Raw genomic sequence first — 17,658 nt, 5'->3', positions numbered from 1 at the left:
CCTCGTGTCCTTTGGGGAATCCTGGCCGATGTGACCCGGCCCGGCCCTTGCGTCAACCGCGTCCGGGCGCTTCAACCCCCGCATGGACGCCGCCCTGCTGACCCGCATCGCCGAGGCCCTGGAACGCCTCGCCCCGCCCCCGGCCTCGCCGCCCCGCCTGGAGGGGGCCGATGCCTTCGTCTGGCACCCGCCCGCCGCGCTGAGCCCGGTGCCGCGCGTGTCGCGCGTGGAGATCGAACTGCTCCAGGGCGTCGAGCGGCAGCGCGAGATCATCCTGGAGAATACGCTCCGATTCGCCCGTGGCCTGCCCGCCAACAACGCGATGCTTTGGGGCGCCCGCGGCATGGGCAAGTCCTCCCTCGTCAAGGCCGCCCATGCCGAGGCCAACCGCCTGCATCCCGGCTCCCTCGCCCTGATCGAGATCCATCGCGAGGACATCCGCACCCTGCCGGAGTTGCTGAGCATCCTGCGCGGGCAGGAGCGGCGCGCCCTGGTCTTCTGCGACGACCTGTCCTTCGAGAAGGAGGACGCGGACTACAAGGCGCTGAAGAGCGTGCTCGATGGCGGGATCGAGGGGCGGCCGCCCAACGTGCTGTTCTACGCCACCTCCAATCGCCGACACCTCATGCCGCGCGACATGATCGAGAACGAGCGCTCCTCCGCCATCAACCCTTCCGAGGCGGTGGAGGAGAAGGTCTCGCTCTCCGATCGGTTCGGGCTCTGGGTCGGCTTCCACAATTGCGACCAGCCGACCTTCTTCGCGATGATCGAGGGCTATGCCCGCGCCATGGACCTTCCGGTCGAAACCTCCGAATTGCGCGCGGCGGCGGTCGAGTGGAGCGTCACCCGCGGCGGACGGTCGGGCCGGGTGGCTTGGCAGTTCGTCCAGGACATGGCCGGGCGGCTGGGGGTGAAGGGATGAAGTTCATCGAGACGCTGGACGAGCTCCACGCGCATTACGGAACGCCCGGTCCCGCCAGCCTCCGCAAGGAGGCACCCCGGCTGACGCCGGAGTACCGGCGCATCATCGAGGCCGCGCCCTTTCTCGCCCTCGCCACGGCGGGGCCCGAGGGGCTCGACTGCTCGCCCCGCGGCGACCGCCCCGGGCAGCTGGTGCGCGTGCTGGACGACCGGACCCTGGCCCTGCCCGACCGGCGCGGCAATGACCGGATCGACAGTCTGCGCAACATCCTGCGCGACCCGCGCGTGGCGCTGATGTTCCTGGTGCCCGGCAGCGGCAACGCCCTGCGGGTGAACGGCACAGCGCGGCTCACCGCTGACCGCGCCCTGCTGGACAGCTTCCTCATGGAGGGGAAGGCGCCCCGCACTGTCGCCGTGATCCAGGTGGAAACAGTGTATTTCCAATGCGCCCGCGCCGTCCTCCGCGCCGGGCTGTGGGAGCCGCACGAGGCGCCCACTCTCCCCACACCTGGCCAGATCCTGGCGGGCATGACCGCCGGCGAGGTGGGCGGCGAGGCTTATGACCGCGAATGGCCGGAACGCGCCAAGGCCAGCATGTGGTGATCGGTCCGGCCCAGCGCGGGGCGGACGGGCGCTTCCTGAATCCTGACGGTTCCCGCGCCGGCCAGGGGCTGCGCGCCTTGTGGCGCCTGTGGCGCGAAGGCGGCGGAACCCGCTGGCCCGCCGCGCTGGAGGACGCCCCCGAGGCGCCGGCGCTGCGCGACGTCCCAACGGGCCACGCCGGCTTCACCTTTATCGGCCACTCCACCTTCCTGGTGCGGCTGGAAGACGGGCGGGTCCTGCTCTTCGACCCGATCTTCAGCGAGCGCTGTTCGCCCGTCACCTGGGCCGGGCCGCGCCGGGTGCGCCCGCCTGCGCTCAGCCTCGCCGCGCTCGATCGCGTGGACGCGGTGCTGGTGAGCCACGCCCATTACGACCACATGGACCTTCCGAGCCTGCGCGAGCTTCATGCCCGCTTCGCGCCGCGCTTCTTCTCTGGGCTCGGCAACGCCGCCTTCCTGGCGCGACAAGGCATCCCGGATGTCACGGAACTGGATTGGGGCAGTCGCGCCGCGCTCCCCGGCGGGCACGAGGCGATCTTCCTGCCCATGCGTCATTTCGCAGCCCGCACCTGGCGTGACCGCTCGCGCACCCTCTGGGGTGGCTTTGCCATCGAGGCAGCCGGGGGCGGGCGCTTCCTCCATTGCGGCGACACGGCCTGGGGTGATCACCTCGCCGCCATCGGGCTGGCATTCGGTCCCTTCGATGCCGCCATGATCCCAATCGGAGCTTATGATCCACAGTGGTTCATGCAGGCGGTCCACATCACGCCGGAGCAGGCAGTGGTGGCGCAGCGCGACCTGCGCGCCCGCACCGCCATCGCCATGCATTTCGGCACCTTCCAGCTGACTCGCGAGCCGATAGACGAACCCGTGGAACGGCTGCGCGCCGCCGTGGGAGCGCAGGATTTCCGCATTCCCCGCTTCGGCGAGACGATCCTGCTGTCGCTTCAGAAGCCGTAGAGCCGGGCCGGGTTGTCCACCAGGATGGCGCGCGGCTCGGGCACCCAGTCGTAGAGCCAGTCGAGCAGCGCGCCGTCATCCAGCATCTCCGCCTCCGTGCGGAACTGGGTGTGCGGCCAGTCCGTGCCCCAGACGCAGCGCGTGGGTGCGACCTTCGCCAAGGCGCGCGCGATGGGGGCGAGGTCGCCATAGGGCGGCTTGCTGGCACGGTAGCCCGACAGCTTCACCCAGGCGCCGTCGCCCTCGAGCAAGCGCAGGAGCGCACGCATAGCCGGCGAGTCGGGACCCTGGGCCGCGTTCACGCCGCCCATGTGATCGAGCACCACCGGCACGGGCAGCCCCGACAGGCGCGGTGCGACTTCCTCGATGGAGGTGGTGTAGATCTGGATATGCCAGCCCAGCGGCGCGACGCGGTGGGCCAGGGCCTCCAGCTGCTCGAGGGGCGCGCCATTGCCGCTGACCGCGTTGAAGCGGACCCCGACCGCGCCGCCAGCGGCAAGCGCAGGGAGATCCGCTGCCTCGTCCACCACGACGACGGCGCGGGTATCGGCCGGGCCCAGCGCCTGCACGGCGTCCATCGTCACCCGGTTGTCCGTGCCGTAGACGCTGGCCTGCACGACGACGCGGCGGGAAAGGCCCAGCGTCCCTGCCATGTCGAGGTAGTGCGGAACCAGTGCCGGGGGCGGCGTGTAGGGGCGTCCCGGGTCCAGGGGAAAGCGGTCATAGGGGCCGAAGATGTGGAAGTGGCTGTCGCAGCTTCCCTCCGGCGCGCGGGTTCGCGGCGGATTGGTGCGGGGCTTGGCGGGGGCGCAGGTGAAGTCCATGGTGCCGCCATCTTCAAGGGAGAAGCGCATGACGGGCAAGGTTGCGGTGGTGACGGGTGCAGGCACCGGCATCGGCCGTTCGGTGGCGATCACGCTGCTGAAGGCGGGCTACCGCGTGGCCCTGGCCGGGCGCCGGCAAGAACCGCTGGACGAAACCGCGCAAATGGGCGGTGGCGAGGCCCTGCCCATCGCGACCGACGTGGCGAAGGCGGCGGACGTGGCGAAGCTGTTCGCGGCGGTGAAGGACAAGTGGGGCCGGGTGGACCTGCTGTTCAACAATGCCGGGCTGAATGCGCCGGGCGTTCCCTTCGAAGAGCTGCCGGTCGAGAAGTGGGAGGAGATCGTGGCGGTGAACCTCACCGGCTCCTTCCTCTGCGCCCAACACGCTTTCCGGATGATGAAAGAGCAGTCGCCGCGTGGCGGCCGCATCATCAACAATGGCAGCATCAGCGCCCATGCGCCGCGCCCCGACAGCGCGCCCTACACCGCCACCAAGCATGCGGTGACCGGGCTGACCAAGTCGCTGGCGCTGGACGGACGGAAATACGACATCGCCGCGGGCCAGGTGGATATCGGCAACGCCGCCACCCCCATGACCCAGCGCATGCAGCGCGGCGTGAAGCAGGCGAACGGAACAACCGAGGTCGAGCCGACGATGGATGTTCAGAATGTCGGGAATGCCATCCTGTTCATGGATAGCCTGACGCTCGACGCCAATGTCCTGTTCATGACCATCAAGGCGACCGCGATGCCTTTCGAGGGCCGCGGCTGAACTTCAGCGCCGGCGGCGGATGCCCGAACTCTGGGCGAACTGAAGCGCCGCCAGCAGCGCCTCCTGCCCGCTCGCCATCTGCATGATGCGCGTGCGGGTCGGGTCGCGCGGCGCGGTCGGCGTCCGCGCCATCAGGTCACGGATCGCAGCGTCCACGTCGCTTTCCGTTGATGCGTCCAAAGGGGCCATGATGGACCGAAACGCCGCGTGGATGCCGGGGTTGCGGTCACCGGCCGGTGAAGCGCGGTTCCCGCTTGGAAAGCATGGCATCCACCGCCTCCCGGTGGTCCTCCGTCTCCTGGGCAATCGCCTGGTAGGCCGCGCTCATCTCCAGCAGGGAGGCCAGCGACATGTGCTGGCCTTCGCGAAGCAGACGCTTCGTCATCCGGAGCACGGTGGGAGGGTTGCGCGTGATGCGGGAAGCCAGGGCGCGCGCCGCCTCCATCAGCTCGCCATGGGGCACGACTCGGCTGACGAGGCGCGCCTCCAGCCCCTCCTGGGCGTTCAGCGGGTCGCCCGTGAAGGACATCTCGGCCGCGCGGGACAGGCCCACGGCGCGAGGCAGCAGCCAAGCGCCGCCATCGCCGGGCACGATGCCGACCCGCACGAAGCTTTCGGCAAAGACGGCCTTCTCCGAAGCGATGCGGATGTCGCACATGCAGGCAAGGTCCAGTCCGGCGCCGATGGCCGGGCCGTTGATCGCGGCGACCGTCGGCACGTCCAGCTCCCACAGGGCGAGGGGGATGCGCTGGATGCCGTTGCGGTAGTTCTCCCGCATGTCGGCGGGGCCCTCCGCCGCCATGATGCCGGTCCGGTCGCGCATGGCCTTGAGGTCGCCACCCGCGCAGAAGGCCGGGTCGGCCCCGGTGACGATCACGCAGCGCACGGTGGCGTCGCGCGCGATGCGGCGACAGGCCGCCTCGACCTCCTCGCAATCGGCGAAGGAGGAGATGGCATTGCGCCGCTCGGGGGCATTCAGGGTCAGGACGACCAGTGGGCCTTCCTGCTCGATGCGGAGAAAGCTCATGCGGGAACTCCGGAAATGTCGCGGGCGGTGAGGTCGGGCCAGAGGGCATCGCCGCCGCGCGCCATGGCAGCGCGGCCGATCTCCTGCGCCCAGCCGCGCTCGGTGCCCCCCTCCTCCCGCCACGACCAAAGGCGGCGGGTGAGATGGTGCAGCTCGTGCTCCTCGGTGATGCCGATGGCGGCGAAGACCTGATGCGCCGTGGCGGCGCCGAACGTCGCGGCCTCGCCGGCCACGACCTTGGCGCAGGCGATCTCGAAGGCCGCGCCGTCCAGGCCACGCGCCTCCGCAGCGCGGGCGGCGGCTGCGACGGCGACCTGAACGGAGGCGACCTCGGCCGCCATGGCCGCGAGGGATTGCTGGATGGCCTGGAACTTGCCGATGGGCCGGCCGAACTGCTTGCGGGTATTCGCCCAGTCCACCGTCAGGGCGAGGACCTTCTCCAGCGCCCCGCCGATCTGCGCCGCCCGCAGCAGGGCAAGGCCGAGACGGGCCGGGCGGGGCCCAAAGCCGTTGGGCAGGTCGCCCTCAGCGGTGACCGAGCCGGGGGTGACGTCGTCGCGCGGCTCGCGGCCAGTGTTCTGCCCCTCGGTGGCCCCGCCGGGCGCGCGCAGCGAAACGCGGGTGCCGTCCACCAAGGCCAGGGCGGAGGCATGGCGGCCGAAGGGCGCAGCCTCCCCCGCTGGGGCCAGGGCCGTGAAGCCCGCAGGCAGCTCGACCCCGGCGGCGCCCAGGAAGGCACCCGCCAGCATGGCCTCACCCAGCGGGACCGGGGCGGCATGGCGGCCTAGCACGTGCCACAGCGCGGCCGCATCGCCCCAGCCCAGCCCGGCACCGCCTGCTTCCTCCGGCACCAGGGCGAGGGCGAGGCCCTGTCCCTCGACCTCGGCCCAGAGCGCTCCCGGCCAGGTGCCGCCTTCCACCTCGCGCAGGATGGCGACGCCGCCCTGCTCCGTCAGCAATCGATCCAGCTGCTCCACGAGCAGGGCACGCATTTCACTCATCGGCACGGCCCCCTCAACGCAGCCCAAGGTCGCGCGCGATGATGCCGCGCAGGATCTCCCGCGTGCCGCCGCGCAGGGAGAATGTGGGCGCGAGCATGGCCAGCGTCTCCAGCATCCGGGACAGGTTTTCGGGCCGCTCCTCCGGTTCCAGCAGGCCACGCAGCCGCTCGGGAAGCGCCTGCTCGAAGCCGTTGCCGGCATCCTTCACCAGCGCGGCTTCCACGGCCGGGTCCTCGCCGCGCTCCAGCATGCCCGTGACCGAGAGCGACATGGCCCGCAGCGTGGCAAGGCGAGCGACGATGCGCCCTGCCTCGGCCTCGCTGCCCGCTCCCAGCGCGGAAAGCCCGGCGACCAGGGCCGGGTAGCTGGACAGGTAGCGGTCGGGGCCGGAACGCTCGAAGGCCAATTCGCTCGTCGCCTGCGCCCAGCCCTGGCCTTCCTGACCCAGCAGGTCATCCTCCTTCAGCAGCACGTCGTCGAAGGTCACCTCATTGAAGCTGTCCTCACCCGCAAGGTCGCGAATCGGACGGATCGAGATGCCGGACAGGCGCAGATCCACCAGGAACTGCGAAAGCCCGGCATGGCGCGCCCCGCCCTCCGGCGCGGGCGAGGTCCGCATCAGGGCGATCATGTAGTCGCTCTTGTGCGCGAAGGTGGTCCAGATCTTGCGGCCGTTCAGCTTCCAGCCGCCCGGAACCCGCTCCGCCTTGCTGCGAAGGCTGGCGAGGTCGCTCCCCGAATCCGGCTCGGACAGGCCGATGCAGAAGGCGAGTTCCCCGCGCGCGATGCCGGGCAGGATGCGCTTGCGCTGCTCCTCCGTGCCGAGGCGCAGGATGAGGGGCCCCGATTGCCGGTCGCCGATCCAGTGCGCGCCAACCGGGGCGCCGGCGGCCAGCATCTCCTCCAGCACCACCACGCGTTCCATGGCGCTGCGCTCGTGCCCGCCATAGGCCTTCGGCCAGGTCATGCCGATCCAGCCGCGCTCGCCGACTGCGCGCGAGAATCCGCGGTCGAACCCCATCCAGGAGCGGGCGCGGGTCTCCGGCGTCCAGTCCCGCCCCGCTTCGGCCAGGAATTCGCGCAATTCGGCACGAAGTGTGCGCGTGTCTGGCAGGTCGGGCAGGTCGAAGCGCATGACGTTTCCTTCTTCGGGCAAGCTAGGACCGATTTTGCATCGCGCAAACCGCCCCCCTTCCCTTCCCCGCCCGTGCCGATAGCTTCACCGCCAAACGAGGGAAACGTGACCATGGACCAGTTCGGCATCGGCCAGCCCGTGCGACGCAAGGAAGATGTCCGCCTGCTCACCGGGCGCGGCCAGTTCACCGATGACCTCGTGCGCGACGGGATGGTGCATGCCGCCGTCCTGCGGTCGCCTCATGCCCATGCCCGCATCCTGTCCATCGACGTTTCCGCCGCGAAGGAGGCGCCCGGCGTCCTTGCGGTGCTGACCGGTCGCGACGCCGCCGCAGACGGGCTGGGCCTCTTCCCCGTGCTGGTCGAGGTGCCGGGCGTGGACGGCTCGCCGGTCTGGTGCCCGCCCCGCCCGATCCTGCAGACGGAGGCGGTGCGCTTCGTGGGCGACCCGGTGGCGCTGGTGGTGGCGGAGACGCGCGCCCAGGCCCTCGACGCCTGCGAGATGATCCTGGTGGATTACACGATGCTGCCCGCCGTTGCCGACACGGCGGCCGCGCTTGCCCCTGGCGCGCCCGTGATCTGGCCGGAGCGCGGCTCCAACCTTTGCGTCCACTGGTCCTCGGGTCGCGAGAAGGAGGCGGATGACGCCTTCGCTCGCGCCGACCGCACGGTTTCGGTGCGCCTCGTAAACAATCGCGTCGTCGGCAACCCGATGGAGCCGCGCGTGGCGCTCGGCGAATGGGACGGAACGCGCTTCACCCTCACCAGCCCGACCCAGGGCGTGGTGCGGGTCCGGGAAGGGCTAGCGAAGCACATCTTCCGGATCCCGCTCGACCAGATGCGCGTGGTCTCGCCCGATGTCGGCGGCGGGTTCGGCCTGCGCGGCAAGCTGTTCCCCGAATCCGCCATGGTGCTCTGGGCGGCGAGGCGGCTGGGGCGGCCCGTGAAGTGGCTCGCAGGCCGAACCGAGACCTTCATGTGCGACCCGCATGGCCGCGACCACGTGACGGAAGCCGAGATGGCCTTCGACGGCAACGGGCGCATCCTGGGCATGAAGGTGCGGACCGTCGCGGCGATGGGCGCCTACCTGCTGGATTTCGGCCCGCGCGTTCCGACCGTGGCCGGTGGGCGCATCCAGGGCACGGTCTACGACATGCAGGCGGTGAACGCGCAGGTGCGCTGCGTCTTCACCAACACCGTTCCGACCGACGCCTATCGCGGCGCGGGCCGGCCAGAGGTGGCCTACGTGATCGAGCGGCTGCTGGACCAGGGCGCCATCGCCTTCGGCCTGACACGCGAGGAGATTCGCGCCCGCAACTACGTGCGGCCGGAGCAGATCCCCTACCGCAACTGCGCGGGCAACGAGATCGACAGCGGCGCCTTCCTGGACACGCAGCGCCAGGCGCTTGACCTGATGGGATGGGACGGGTTCGCAGCGCGGCAGGCGGAAAGCCGGGCGCGCGGCAAGCTGCGCGGGCGCGGCATCGGCTACTTCATCGAGGCCTCAGGCGGGCAGCCCTCCGAATGGGCGCGGGTGCGCATCACCGAGTCGGGCGAGGCGATGGTGCATGTCGGCACCTTCAGCCACGGCCAGGGGCATGAGACTGCCTTCGCCCAGGTGCTGCACGCGCGGCTCGGCCTTCCCTTCGACAAGGTGCGGCTGGTGCAGGGCGATTCCGACGTGGTGCCGACCGGCGGCGGCACGGGCGGCTCCCGCTCCTCGCAGATGGGCGGCGTTGCGGTGGCGCGCGCCTCGGAACGCGTGCTGGAAAAGGCGCGCCGCCTCGCCTCCGAGAAGCTGGAGGCCGCAGAAGCCGATCTGGAGCACGGCCCCGATGGCTTCCGGATCGCCGGCACGGATCGCCGGGTCACGTGGGGTGAACTGGCGCAGGGCGACGCGCTGGATGAGGCGCTGACCTACAAGCGCGACACGGAGTGCAACTTCCCCAATGGCTGCCACCTCGCGGAGGTCGAGGTGGACCCCGACACGGGCGAGGTTGCAGTGGTGCGCTACGCAGCCGTGGACGACGTGGGCGTGCCGCTGAACCCGATGCTGGTGCATGGCCAGTGCCATGGCGGCATCGTCGCCGGCATCGGCCAGGCGGTGCTGGAGCGCACGGCCTATGAGGGGGAAAGCGGGCAGTTCCTGTCCGCCTCCTTCCAGGACTACGCCCTGCCGCGCGCGGAGGACGTGCCCGATCTGGTCGTCGGGCTGAACGTGGTGCCCTGCCCGTCCAACGACCTCGGGGTGAAGGGCGCCGGCGAGGGCGGGGCCTGCGGTGCCCCGCCCGCCATCGTCGGCGCGGTGTGCGACGCGCTGGGCGTCAGCCACGTGGACATGCCGCTGACGCCCGAAAGCGTGTGGCGGGCGCTGCGGAAGGGAAAGGCGGCCTGAGCCGCCCCGCTACTCCTTCTTCATCAGCTTGAGCCGCGCGACGTCGGGCACTTCCTTCCCCGCATCGGTGAAGGCCTGGCGCAGCGCGGCGATGTTGGGAGCAAAGATGCCCTCGCGGTTGCTCACGCACCAGTCGCGGCTGCCCTGCGGCTGGGCGAGCGAGCCCTGGAAGCGCGGCATGACCCAGCGCGCGAAGAGCTCGTAGCTGTTCAGCGTCTGCCGGCGGTCGGCCCACTCGTGCGAGCGGAACAGGATGCCGCCCGCGCCGCCCTCGGTGAAGCCGATGAGGCGCTCGATGCCGGCCGCCACCGTATCCGGGCTGCCGACTAGGGTGGTGCCGGCGCGCAGCCCGTCGCCCAGCGGGTCCTCCGTCCGGGTGGGTGGGCGGCCCAGCGTCTCGCCGAAATAGTCCACCGTCTCCAGCCGCTCGCCGACGCGCACCTGCTCCATGGCAGCGGCGTCGTCCTCCGCCACATGGAGATTCACGACGAGGCGCCACTCGGCGCGGTTCATCGCGTGGCCGTGCTTCGCCGCCTCCTCCTCCGCCATGCGCCACTGCTCGGCCAGCTTCTGCGGCCCGCCCGGCAGGCCGGCGCCGAGCGAGATGAGGCCCAGCCCGTGCCGTGCCGCGGCCAGCGCGCCGGAGGGGGTGGTGGAGGAGGCGACGCTGATCGGGAAACGTGGATGGCTGTAGGGCGCAAGGTGTAACCGCGCGTCGCGCAGTTCGAACCAGTCGGTCTTCATGTTGACCGGGCCGTCGCAGCGCAGCAGCGCCATGATGGCCGTCAGAGCCTCCTCCATGCGGCGGCGCTGGTCCTTGGCCTCGATGCCCATCATCGTCGCGTCGGAAACGAGGGCGCCCGGCCCGCAGCCCAGCATGATCCGCCCGCGTGACATGTGGTCCAGCTGGACGAAGCGCTGGGCGACCAGGAAGGGGTGGTGATAGGGCAGGCTCGTGACGCCGGAGCCGAGGCGGATGTGGCGCGTGCGTTCCAGCGCCGCGGCGATCATGACCTCCGGGCTGGCGATGATCTCCCAGCCGGCGGAATGGTGCTCTCCGATCCAGGCCTCGTCGAAGCCAAGCGCGTCCAGGCGCTCGATCAGCTCCAGGTCGCGCGCGAGGGCGAGGGTCGGGTTGTCGCCCAGCCGGTGAAACGGGGCGAGAAAGATGCCGAACTGAAGGCCGGCATGAGGCATGGCGCTGTTCCCTGGAGGTTCCTTGCCCAAAGGCTAGCGCCGCGCCACCACGAGGGCGACCCCCACCGCCGCGACCGCCGTGCCGCCGATGGCGAGCGGCGTCATGGCCGCGCCCAGCACCACCCAGGCGATAGCGGCCGCAACCGGGGGCACCAGGAAGAACACGCTGGAGGCACGCGCCGCCTCGCCATGGCGCAGCATCAGGAAGAGCAGCGAAAGCGAGATCAGCGAGTTCACCAGCACGAGATAGGCGAGCGCCGCGACGAACTCCCAGGTCCAGCGCACCTGCATCGCCTCGATGCCCCAGGCAAGCGGCACCGTCGCAAGCAGAGCGACGCCGCACATGACGAGGTTCGCGGTGACGAGGTGGCAGGGACGGCCGCCCCGCCGCTCCATGAGCGCGCCCGCGGCCATCAGAGCCAGCGCGAGCACGGAGAAGAACAGGCCAAGCCACCCCCCGGCGCGAAGGCCGGAGCCGGACAGGATCACCATGGCGGCGCCCAGCAACCCGAGCCCGAGCCCTGCCCAGCCCCGCGCGCCCACGGGCGGGTCACCCGCGACGGCGGGCGCGAGCAGGGCGACCACGACCGGCTGCAGGCCGATGATCAGGGCGATGGCGCCCGGGCCCATTCCGAATTGCTGGCCCAGATTCATCGCGGCGAAGTAGCCGAACTGCACCACCAGCCCCATGCGGACGAGGTGCCAAAGCGTCGCGCGGTCCGGCACGGGCGGGCGCAGGACCAGCCAGAGCGGCAGGAGGATCGCGACCACGCACACGTAGCGCACGGCCTGGAGCGTCAGTGCCTCGGCATAGGGGAGCGCCGCCTTCACGGCGGTGAAGCCGCCCGACCAGAGCAGCACGAACAGGAAGGGCGCCAGGGGCAGCCAGGGCGGCTTTGCTTCCTTCACGCCTTCCTCCATCGCCGGCAGGATTTCAGAGGTCCTGCTTGAAAGGAAGCCGGGTCCCGCCGCATAAGTGGGACAACCAACGAAACCACAGGGAGCCACGCCGTCCGATGACCCAACGCCGCACCTTGCTTCTCGGCGCGCTGGCCGCGCCGGCGCTGGTCCGCCCTGCCTCCGCACAGGAGGTGACGCTGCGGCTGCACCATTTCCTGCCGGCGGTCTCCAACGTGCATCGCCACTTCCTGCAGCCCTGGGCGCAGAAGATCGGCACGGAGTCGGGCGGGCGGCTGCGGGTGCAGATCTTCCCGGCGATGCAGCTGGGCGGCGCGCCGCCGCAGCTCTATGACCAAGCGAAGGACGGCGTGGTGGACATCGTCTGGACGCTGCCGGGCAACACGCCGGGCCGCTTCCCGTCCATCGAGGTGATCGAGCTTCCCTTCGTGCCGCACCGGCGCGCCAGCGTGAATGCGCGCGTGGTGCAGGAGCTGTACGACACCGCTTTCCGCAACGAGTTCGCGGATACGCAGATCCTTTGCGCCTGGGCGCATGATGCCGGCGTCATCCATTCGCGCCGCGAGGTGAAGCGGCTCGAGGACATGAACGGGCTGAAGCTGCGCTTCCCCACGCGCCAAGCCGGCGAGGCGCTGCGCGCCCTCGGCGCAGCGCCGGTCGGCATGCCGGTGCCGCAGGTGCCCGAGGCGATGTCCTCCGGTGTCATCGACGGAGCGGTGGTGCCGTGGGAGGTCGTGCCCTCCATCCGCCTGCAGGAGATGGCGCGCCACCACACCGAGTTCCCCGGCTCGCCCACCCTCTACACCGCCTCTTTCGTGCTCGCGATGAACAAGCCGCGCTATGAGGCGCTGCCGGCGGACCTCAAGCGCGTGGTGGACGCCAATAGCGGGCAGACAGCGGCAGCAATGGCTGCGAAGGTCTGGGACGAGCAGGGCCCGGTGGTGGAGCAGCAGGTGCGTCGCCGCGGCAACCAGATCGTCGAGTTGACCGAGGAGGAGCGCACCCGCTGGATGCGCCAGACGCAGCCGGTGCTGGACAACTGGGTGCGCGCCATGGGCGAGCGCAACATCGACGGCGGTGCGCTGCTGGAACGGACACGGGCGCTGATTGCGCAGCACGGCCAGGGCGTCTCCTGAGGCAATGCGGCGCGCGGCGTCGCTCCTGGCCCTGGCGGGCGGCGCCGTGCTGCTTTCCGCGGCGACGCTCACCTGCGTTTCCGTCGTGCTGCGCTGGCTGACCAGCCAGCCGGTGCGTGGTGACTTCGAGCTGGTCTCGCTCGGCTCCGGCCTCGCCGTGCTTGGCTTCCTGGCCTGGGGCACCTATCGCCGCGCCAACATCATCGTGGACAGCTTCACCACCTGGCTGCCGGCGCGGCTGGCCGATTGGGTGGACGCGTTCTGGTCGCTGGTCTGGGCGGCGGTGACCCTGCTGATCGCCGAGCGGATGGCGCGCGGGGCGATGGACACCTGGGCCTCCGGCACGCGCACCATCGGGCTGCTCGCGCTGCCCTATTGGTGGGCGGTGGCGGTGGGCGCGTTCTGCTTCGCGTTGACCGGGCTGGCGGCGCTCCTCGTCGCGCTCCGGCTGGCGCGGGGCTGATGGCGCCGGAATTCGTCCTCGCCGCGACAGGCTTCGCGGCGCTGCTGGGCCTGATCGCGCTGCGGGCGCCGATCGCGCTGGCCATGCTGCTGGTGGGGGCGTTGGGCTATGTCCACATCCTCGACTGGGCGGCGCTGTTCAACTACCTCAAGACCACGCCCTACCACCTCTTCGCCAACTACACCCTGTCGGTCATCCCGCTCTTCATCCTGATGGGCGCGCTGGCGGAACGCGGCGGGCTGGCACGCGACCTGTTCAGTGCGGCGAACGCCGTGATGGGCCGGCGCCCGGGCGGCATGGCGATGGGGGTGATCGGGGCCTCGGCGGCCTTTGGTGCGGTGTGTGGCTCCTCTGTCGCCACCACGGCTACGTTCGGACGTGCGGCGCTGCCCGAATTGCAGCGCTACGGCTACGACCCCGGCTTCGCGACCGGCACCATCGCGGTGGGCGGGACGCTGGGCATCCTGGTGCCGCCCTCGGTGATCCTGGTGGTCTATGCGATCTCGACCGAGCAAAACATCGCCAAGCTGTTCATGGCGGCGCTCATCCCCGGGCTGATCGCGATGCTGTTCTACATGGGGACGATCGCGATCTGGATGCGGGCGCGCCCCGGGCTCGGCCCAGCGACGCCGCAACTTTCCGCGGGGGAGCGGGCACGGGCCTTCCGGAACGTCCTCCCTGTGCTCGGCATCGCCATCGTGGTGGTGGGCGGCATCTATGGCGGGGTGTTCACGCCGACCGAAAGCGCGGCCATCGGCTGCATCGCCGTGCTGGCGGTCGGGCTGCTGCGCGGCACGCTGCGCGGCGCGGAGCTGCGCGAGGCGCTGCTCGCCACGGCCGAGACGACGGCGATGATCTTCGCCATCCTGCTGGGCGCGGAGGTCTTCAACGCGTTCCTCGCCCTCTCGCAGGCGCCGGACCTCCTGGCGATGTGGGTCACGGACCAAGGCTTTCCGCCCTATGGCGTGCTGCTTCTGCTGCTGGTCACCTATATCGTGCTCGGCGCCGTGATGGACGAACTGGCGATGATCCTGCTGACCCTGCCGGTGTTCTTTCCCGTCATCACCGTGCTCGATTTCGGCCTGACCGCGGAGGAGACGGCGATCTGGTTCGGCATCCTGGTGCTGGTCGTGGTGGGGATCGGGCTGACGGCACCGCCCATCGGGCTGAACGTCTTCGTCATCTCCTCCATCGCGCGGGATGTGCCGATCGCCCGCACCTATCGCGGCGTCCTGCCCTATCTTCTGTCCGACCTGCTGCGCTTGGCGTTGCTGGTCCTGTTTCCCGCCATCAGCCTCTGGCTGGTGCGCGTCCTGACGTGAGAGGAGCCGCTTCCATGGCCGATCCCCTGCCCTTCCGCCGCGACGACCCCGCGCATCAGCCGCCGCTGGACGCTCCGGCCTACCGCTCCACCCAGGGCCGCGCGCCGCTCCTGGCGCCAATCCGCGCACCCGTCACCCTGACGGAAGCCTCGGCGCCCCGCTTCGACCCGGCGCACTACCCGCCGCGCCTCGACCTGTCGCGGCTGGAGGGGCGGCAGGCCCAGGGCGAGCGCATCGTCGTCGCAGGCAGGCTGACCGACGGGGACGGGCGCCCCGTTGCGAATGCGATGATCGAGGTCTGGCAGGCCAATGCCGCCGGCCGCTACGACCACCCCGGCGACCAGCACGACGCGCCGCTGGACCCGAACTTCCTTGGCCGGGGGCGCCTCTTCACCGACGAGAAAGGCGAATACCGCTTCGAGACGATCAAGCCTGGCGCCTACCCTTGGGGCAATCACCACAATGCTTGGCGTCCCAACCACATCCATTTCGGCGTGCACGGTGCCGGTTCTGCCCAGCGCCTGATCACTCAGATGTACTTCCCCGGCGACCCGCTGCTGGCGCTGGACCCGGTCTTCAACACCATTCCCGACGCGGGGGCGCGGGAGCGGCTGGTCAGCCGCTTCGAGCTGGACCTCACCGTGCCGGAATACGCGCTGGGCTATCGCTTCGACATCGTCCTGCGCGGCCGCGACTCGACTCCCTTCGAGGAGGGCCACCCATGAGCACCGCGCACCAGACCGTTGGTCCCTACTGGCACTTGCTGGAATACGAGGGCTGGAACGACCTGCTGCGCGAGGATGGGCCGAACACAGGAATGGCGGCCGAGGCGATCACCCTGGCTGGCCGCGTCACCGACGGCGCCGGCGCCCCGGTGACGGACGCGCAGATCGAGATTTGGCAGGCCGGCCCGGACGGCCGCTACGACGGCAGCTTCCACGGCTTCGGCCGCGCTCGCACGGACGAAGCGGGCCGGTTCCGCTTCCGGACCGTGAAGCCCAGCCCGGTGCCGGGGCGAGGCAATGCCACCCAGGCGCCGCACATCCAGTTGCAGGTCTTCGCGCGTGGCCTGCTCCGCCATCTCACCACCCGGGCCTATTTTGCCGGCGAGGCGCTGAACGGGACCGACCCCCTGCTGGCCGTGGTGCCCGAGGAGAGGCGCGGCACGCTGATCGCTCAGCCGGGCGCCCCCGGCGAATGGGTCCTGGACATCCGCCTGCGCGGCGATGGCGAAACCGTCTTTCTGGATATCTGACACTATGTCCGTGAACCCCGCCGACTCGCCCGTGATGGGCGTCCTTTACGGCACCGACGCCATGCGCGACGCGATGGGCGAGCGCGCCTTCCTCCAGCGCATGCTGGAGGTGGAGGCGGCGCTGGCCCGCGCCCAGGCAAGGCTCGGCATCGTTCCTTCCGACGCCGCCGAGGCCATCACCCGCGCCGCCAAGGTGGACCGTCTGGACCTCCAGGCCCTGGGCGCGGCGACCCGCAACACCGGCTACCCGGTGGTCGGGCTGGTGAAGCAGCTGACCGCCCTGGCCGGCGAGGATGCCGGGCGCTGGACCCATTGGGGCGCCACCACACAGGACATCATGGACACGGCCGTGATGCTGCAGATGCGGCAGGGTCTGGATCTGATCCGCGGTGAGCTGCTCGCCACCAATGCCGGCTTCGCTCGCATGGCGCGCGAGCATCGCGACACGTTGATGGCAGGACGCACCCACCTCCAGCACGCCCTGCCCGTCACGTTCGGCTACAAGGTCGCGGTCTGGCTCGCACCGCTGCTGACCATGGTGGAGCGGCTTGACCAGATGCGCCCGCGCGTCGAGCGGCTGCAATTTGGCGGCGCGGCCGGCACGCTGGCCTCGCTGGGCAACCAGGGCCTCGCCGTACAGCGCGAACTGGCGACGGAACTGGGCCTCGCCCTGCCGGACATTCCCTGGCACGTGGCGCGCGACGGGATCGGCGAGGCGGTGTGTTTCCTCGGCTTGCTGTGCGGCGCGCTGTCGAAGATCGCCACGGACGTCATGCTGATGATGCAGACGGAACTGGGCGAGGTGAACGAGCCGCATGTCTTCGGCCGCGGCGGCTCCTCCACCATGCCGCAGAAGCGAAATCCCATTGCCTGCGAGTACATCCTGGCGCAGTCGCGCGGCGTGCATGCGCTGGTGCCGCAGGTGCTGGCGGCGATGGCGCAGGACCTTGAGCGCGGCACTGGTCCCTGGCAGGCCGAGGCACTGGCGATCGGCCAGTGCTTCAATCTCGCCCACGGGGCGTTGGCCCAGGCGCGCTTCCTGGCCGAAGGGCTGGTGGTGGACCCAGCGCGGATGCGACGGAACCTGGACGCCACCGGCGGGCTGATCGCCGGGGAGCAGGTCATGATGGGCCTCGCCCCCGTGCTGGGGCGTGGCGAGGCGCATCACGTGGTGAACCGCGCCTGCGACACCGCCATCGCCCGCGGCATCCCCCTGGCGCGAGCGCTGGAGGAGGAACCGGAGGTGGCGTCGCGCATCGAGCGCGACCGGATCGCCGAATTGTGCGACCCGGCCAACTACCTGGGCAGCGCCGGGGCCTTCGTCGACCAGGTGCTGCGTCGGGCGGACTGACGCCTCAGGAAGCCGAGGCGAAGCCCTTGCCGGCCTTGCGGTAGGCATCGCGCGGCGGGGCGAAGATGTCGAGCACGCGGCAGCCTTCAGGCCCCGCGCGCATCGTGTGCGGGACGCCGCCCGGGGTGCGCCAGAAATCGCCCTGCTTCACCGGAATCTCCTCGCCGCCCTGGATACGGACCGCGGAGCCTTCCAGCAGCACGCCCCACTGCTCCTCCGGGTGCGAGTGCATCGTGCCCTCGCCATTCGGGGCAATGGAAACGACGGACAGCATCGCTTGCTCGCCCGGGAAGATGCGGGTCGTGACGCCGGGCGCGAGTTCGCGCTGGATACCCTGCGTCGCGTCGTCGAGGTTGTGGAACTCCTCGCGCTGGCTCATG

19 protein-coding genes are annotated in these 17,658 nt (G+C 70.6%); 11 read left to right on the top strand and 8 right to left on the bottom strand.

The window, feature by feature from the left end; translation table 11 throughout:
- Positions 1–82 precede the first annotated feature (82 nt).
- From OF850_RS02295 to OF850_RS02285, 3 genes are read left to right on the top strand one after another with little or no spacing between them, the layout of a single operon-like run.
- Positions 83–922, top strand: coding sequence for an ATP-binding protein (locus OF850_RS02295; RefSeq protein WP_301588046.1), 840 nt, complete (start codon positions 83–85; stop codon positions 920–922).
- A complete protein-coding gene (locus OF850_RS02290; RefSeq protein ID WP_301588045.1) occupies positions 919–1,524 on the top strand; it encodes a pyridoxamine 5'-phosphate oxidase family protein in 606 nt (201 codons plus the stop codon). The genes OF850_RS02295 and OF850_RS02290 overlap by 4 nt, the downstream gene beginning before the upstream one ends.
- On the top strand, positions 1,491–2,483 hold the full coding sequence (locus tag OF850_RS02285; protein ID WP_301588044.1) for an MBL fold metallo-hydrolase: 993 nt from the start codon (positions 1,491–1,493) through the stop codon (positions 2,481–2,483). Before OF850_RS02290 ends, OF850_RS02285 begins: the two co-directional genes overlap by 34 nt.
- Here the strand turns inward: OF850_RS02285 and OF850_RS02280 are convergent.
- Entirely contained in the window at positions 2,471–3,337 is an 867-nt protein-coding gene (locus tag OF850_RS02280; RefSeq protein ID WP_301588042.1) for an amidohydrolase family protein, read from the bottom strand. The two genes, OF850_RS02285 and OF850_RS02280, sit on opposite strands and share 13 nt — an antisense overlap.
- Between OF850_RS02280 and OF850_RS02275 the strand changes: the two genes are divergently transcribed.
- On the top strand, positions 3,336–4,079 hold the full coding sequence (locus tag OF850_RS02275; protein WP_301588041.1) for an SDR family oxidoreductase: 744 nt from the start codon (positions 3,336–3,338) through the stop codon (positions 4,077–4,079). The two genes, OF850_RS02280 and OF850_RS02275, sit on opposite strands and share 2 nt — an antisense overlap.
- Positions 4,080–4,082: 3 nt before the next feature.
- Here OF850_RS02275 and OF850_RS02270 read toward each other — a convergent pair whose 3' ends face one another.
- The 4 genes from OF850_RS02270 to OF850_RS02255 all read right to left on the bottom strand — a co-directional run bounded on the left by OF850_RS02270 (position 4,083) and on the right by OF850_RS02255 (position 7,242).
- A complete protein-coding gene (locus OF850_RS02270) occupies positions 4,083–4,235 on the bottom strand; it encodes a hypothetical protein (protein ID WP_301588040.1) in 153 nt (50 codons plus the stop codon).
- A 70-nt stretch (positions 4,236–4,305) separates the two neighbouring features.
- The gene (locus OF850_RS02265; RefSeq protein WP_301588039.1) at positions 4,306–5,106 is read right to left on the bottom strand and encodes a crotonase/enoyl-CoA hydratase family protein; all 801 of its coding nucleotides are present in this window, start codon (positions 5,104–5,106) and stop codon (positions 4,306–4,308) included.
- Positions 5,103–6,107 (bottom strand): acyl-CoA dehydrogenase, encoded by a 1,005-nt coding sequence (locus tag OF850_RS02260; protein ID WP_301588038.1) that lies wholly within the window; start codon positions 6,105–6,107, stop codon positions 5,103–5,105. Before OF850_RS02260 ends, OF850_RS02265 begins: the two co-directional genes overlap by 4 nt.
- A gap of 13 nt (positions 6,108–6,120) precedes the next feature.
- Entirely contained in the window at positions 6,121–7,242 is a 1,122-nt protein-coding gene (locus OF850_RS02255; RefSeq protein WP_301588037.1) for an acyl-CoA dehydrogenase family protein, read from the bottom strand.
- Between the two features lie 111 nt (positions 7,243–7,353).
- On the opposite strand from OF850_RS02255, the gene OF850_RS02250 reads away from it, so the two are divergent.
- Positions 7,354–9,636: a xanthine dehydrogenase family protein molybdopterin-binding subunit gene (locus OF850_RS02250; RefSeq protein ID WP_301588036.1), complete on the top strand. Its 2,283-nt coding sequence runs from the start codon at positions 7,354–7,356 to the stop codon at positions 9,634–9,636.
- 9 nt (positions 9,637–9,645) lie between these two features.
- On the opposite strand, the gene OF850_RS02245 is transcribed toward OF850_RS02250, so the two are convergent.
- Together OF850_RS02245 and OF850_RS02240 are read right to left on the bottom strand one after the other, a co-directional pair.
- The gene (locus OF850_RS02245; protein WP_301588035.1) at positions 9,646–10,833 is read right to left on the bottom strand and encodes an LLM class flavin-dependent oxidoreductase; all 1,188 of its coding nucleotides are present in this window, start codon (positions 10,831–10,833) and stop codon (positions 9,646–9,648) included.
- A 33-nt stretch (positions 10,834–10,866) separates the two neighbouring features.
- A complete protein-coding gene (locus tag OF850_RS02240; RefSeq protein ID WP_301588034.1) occupies positions 10,867–11,742 on the bottom strand; it encodes a DMT family transporter in 876 nt (291 codons plus the stop codon).
- A 107-nt stretch (positions 11,743–11,849) separates the two neighbouring features.
- Here OF850_RS02240 and OF850_RS02235 point away from each other — a divergent pair, with 107 nt between their 5' ends.
- Genes OF850_RS02235 through pcaB form a run of 6 tightly spaced genes read left to right on the top strand, consistent with a single transcriptional unit; the run spans position 11,850 to position 17,278 of the window.
- The gene (locus OF850_RS02235; RefSeq protein WP_301588033.1) at positions 11,850–12,887 is read left to right on the top strand and encodes a TRAP transporter substrate-binding protein; all 1,038 of its coding nucleotides are present in this window, start codon (positions 11,850–11,852) and stop codon (positions 12,885–12,887) included.
- A gap of 4 nt (positions 12,888–12,891) precedes the next feature.
- On the top strand, positions 12,892–13,350 hold the full coding sequence (locus OF850_RS02230; RefSeq protein ID WP_301588032.1) for a TRAP transporter small permease: 459 nt from the start codon (positions 12,892–12,894) through the stop codon (positions 13,348–13,350).
- Positions 13,350–14,672, top strand: coding sequence for a TRAP transporter large permease (locus tag OF850_RS02225; RefSeq protein WP_301588031.1), 1,323 nt, complete (start codon positions 13,350–13,352; stop codon positions 14,670–14,672). Before OF850_RS02230 ends, OF850_RS02225 begins: the two co-directional genes overlap by 1 nt.
- A 14-nt stretch (positions 14,673–14,686) precedes the next feature.
- A complete protein-coding gene (pcaH, locus tag OF850_RS02220) occupies positions 14,687–15,397 on the top strand; it encodes a protocatechuate 3,4-dioxygenase subunit beta (protein WP_301588030.1) in 711 nt (236 codons plus the stop codon).
- Positions 15,394–15,927, top strand: coding sequence for a protocatechuate 3,4-dioxygenase subunit alpha (gene pcaG / locus OF850_RS02215; RefSeq protein ID WP_301588029.1), 534 nt, complete (start codon positions 15,394–15,396; stop codon positions 15,925–15,927). Before pcaH ends, pcaG begins: the two co-directional genes overlap by 4 nt.
- A 4-nt stretch (positions 15,928–15,931) precedes the next feature.
- The gene (pcaB, locus tag OF850_RS02210; protein ID WP_301588028.1) at positions 15,932–17,278 is read left to right on the top strand and encodes a 3-carboxy-cis,cis-muconate cycloisomerase; all 1,347 of its coding nucleotides are present in this window, start codon (positions 15,932–15,934) and stop codon (positions 17,276–17,278) included.
- Between the two features lie 4 nt (positions 17,279–17,282).
- On the opposite strand, the gene OF850_RS02205 is transcribed toward pcaB, so the two are convergent.
- Positions 17,283–17,657 (bottom strand): cupin domain-containing protein, encoded by a 375-nt coding sequence (locus tag OF850_RS02205; protein ID WP_301588027.1) that lies wholly within the window; start codon positions 17,655–17,657, stop codon positions 17,283–17,285.
- Position 17,658: the final 1 nt, after the last annotated feature.

It is taken from the genome of Sabulicella glaciei, assembly GCF_026183895.1.
GTDB classification, from domain to species: Bacteria; Pseudomonadota; Alphaproteobacteria; order Acetobacterales; family Acetobacteraceae; genus Roseococcus; species Roseococcus glaciei.
The sequence above is the reverse complement of the archived record's forward strand: the minus strand, read 5'-3'. Positions and strand labels throughout refer to the sequence as shown.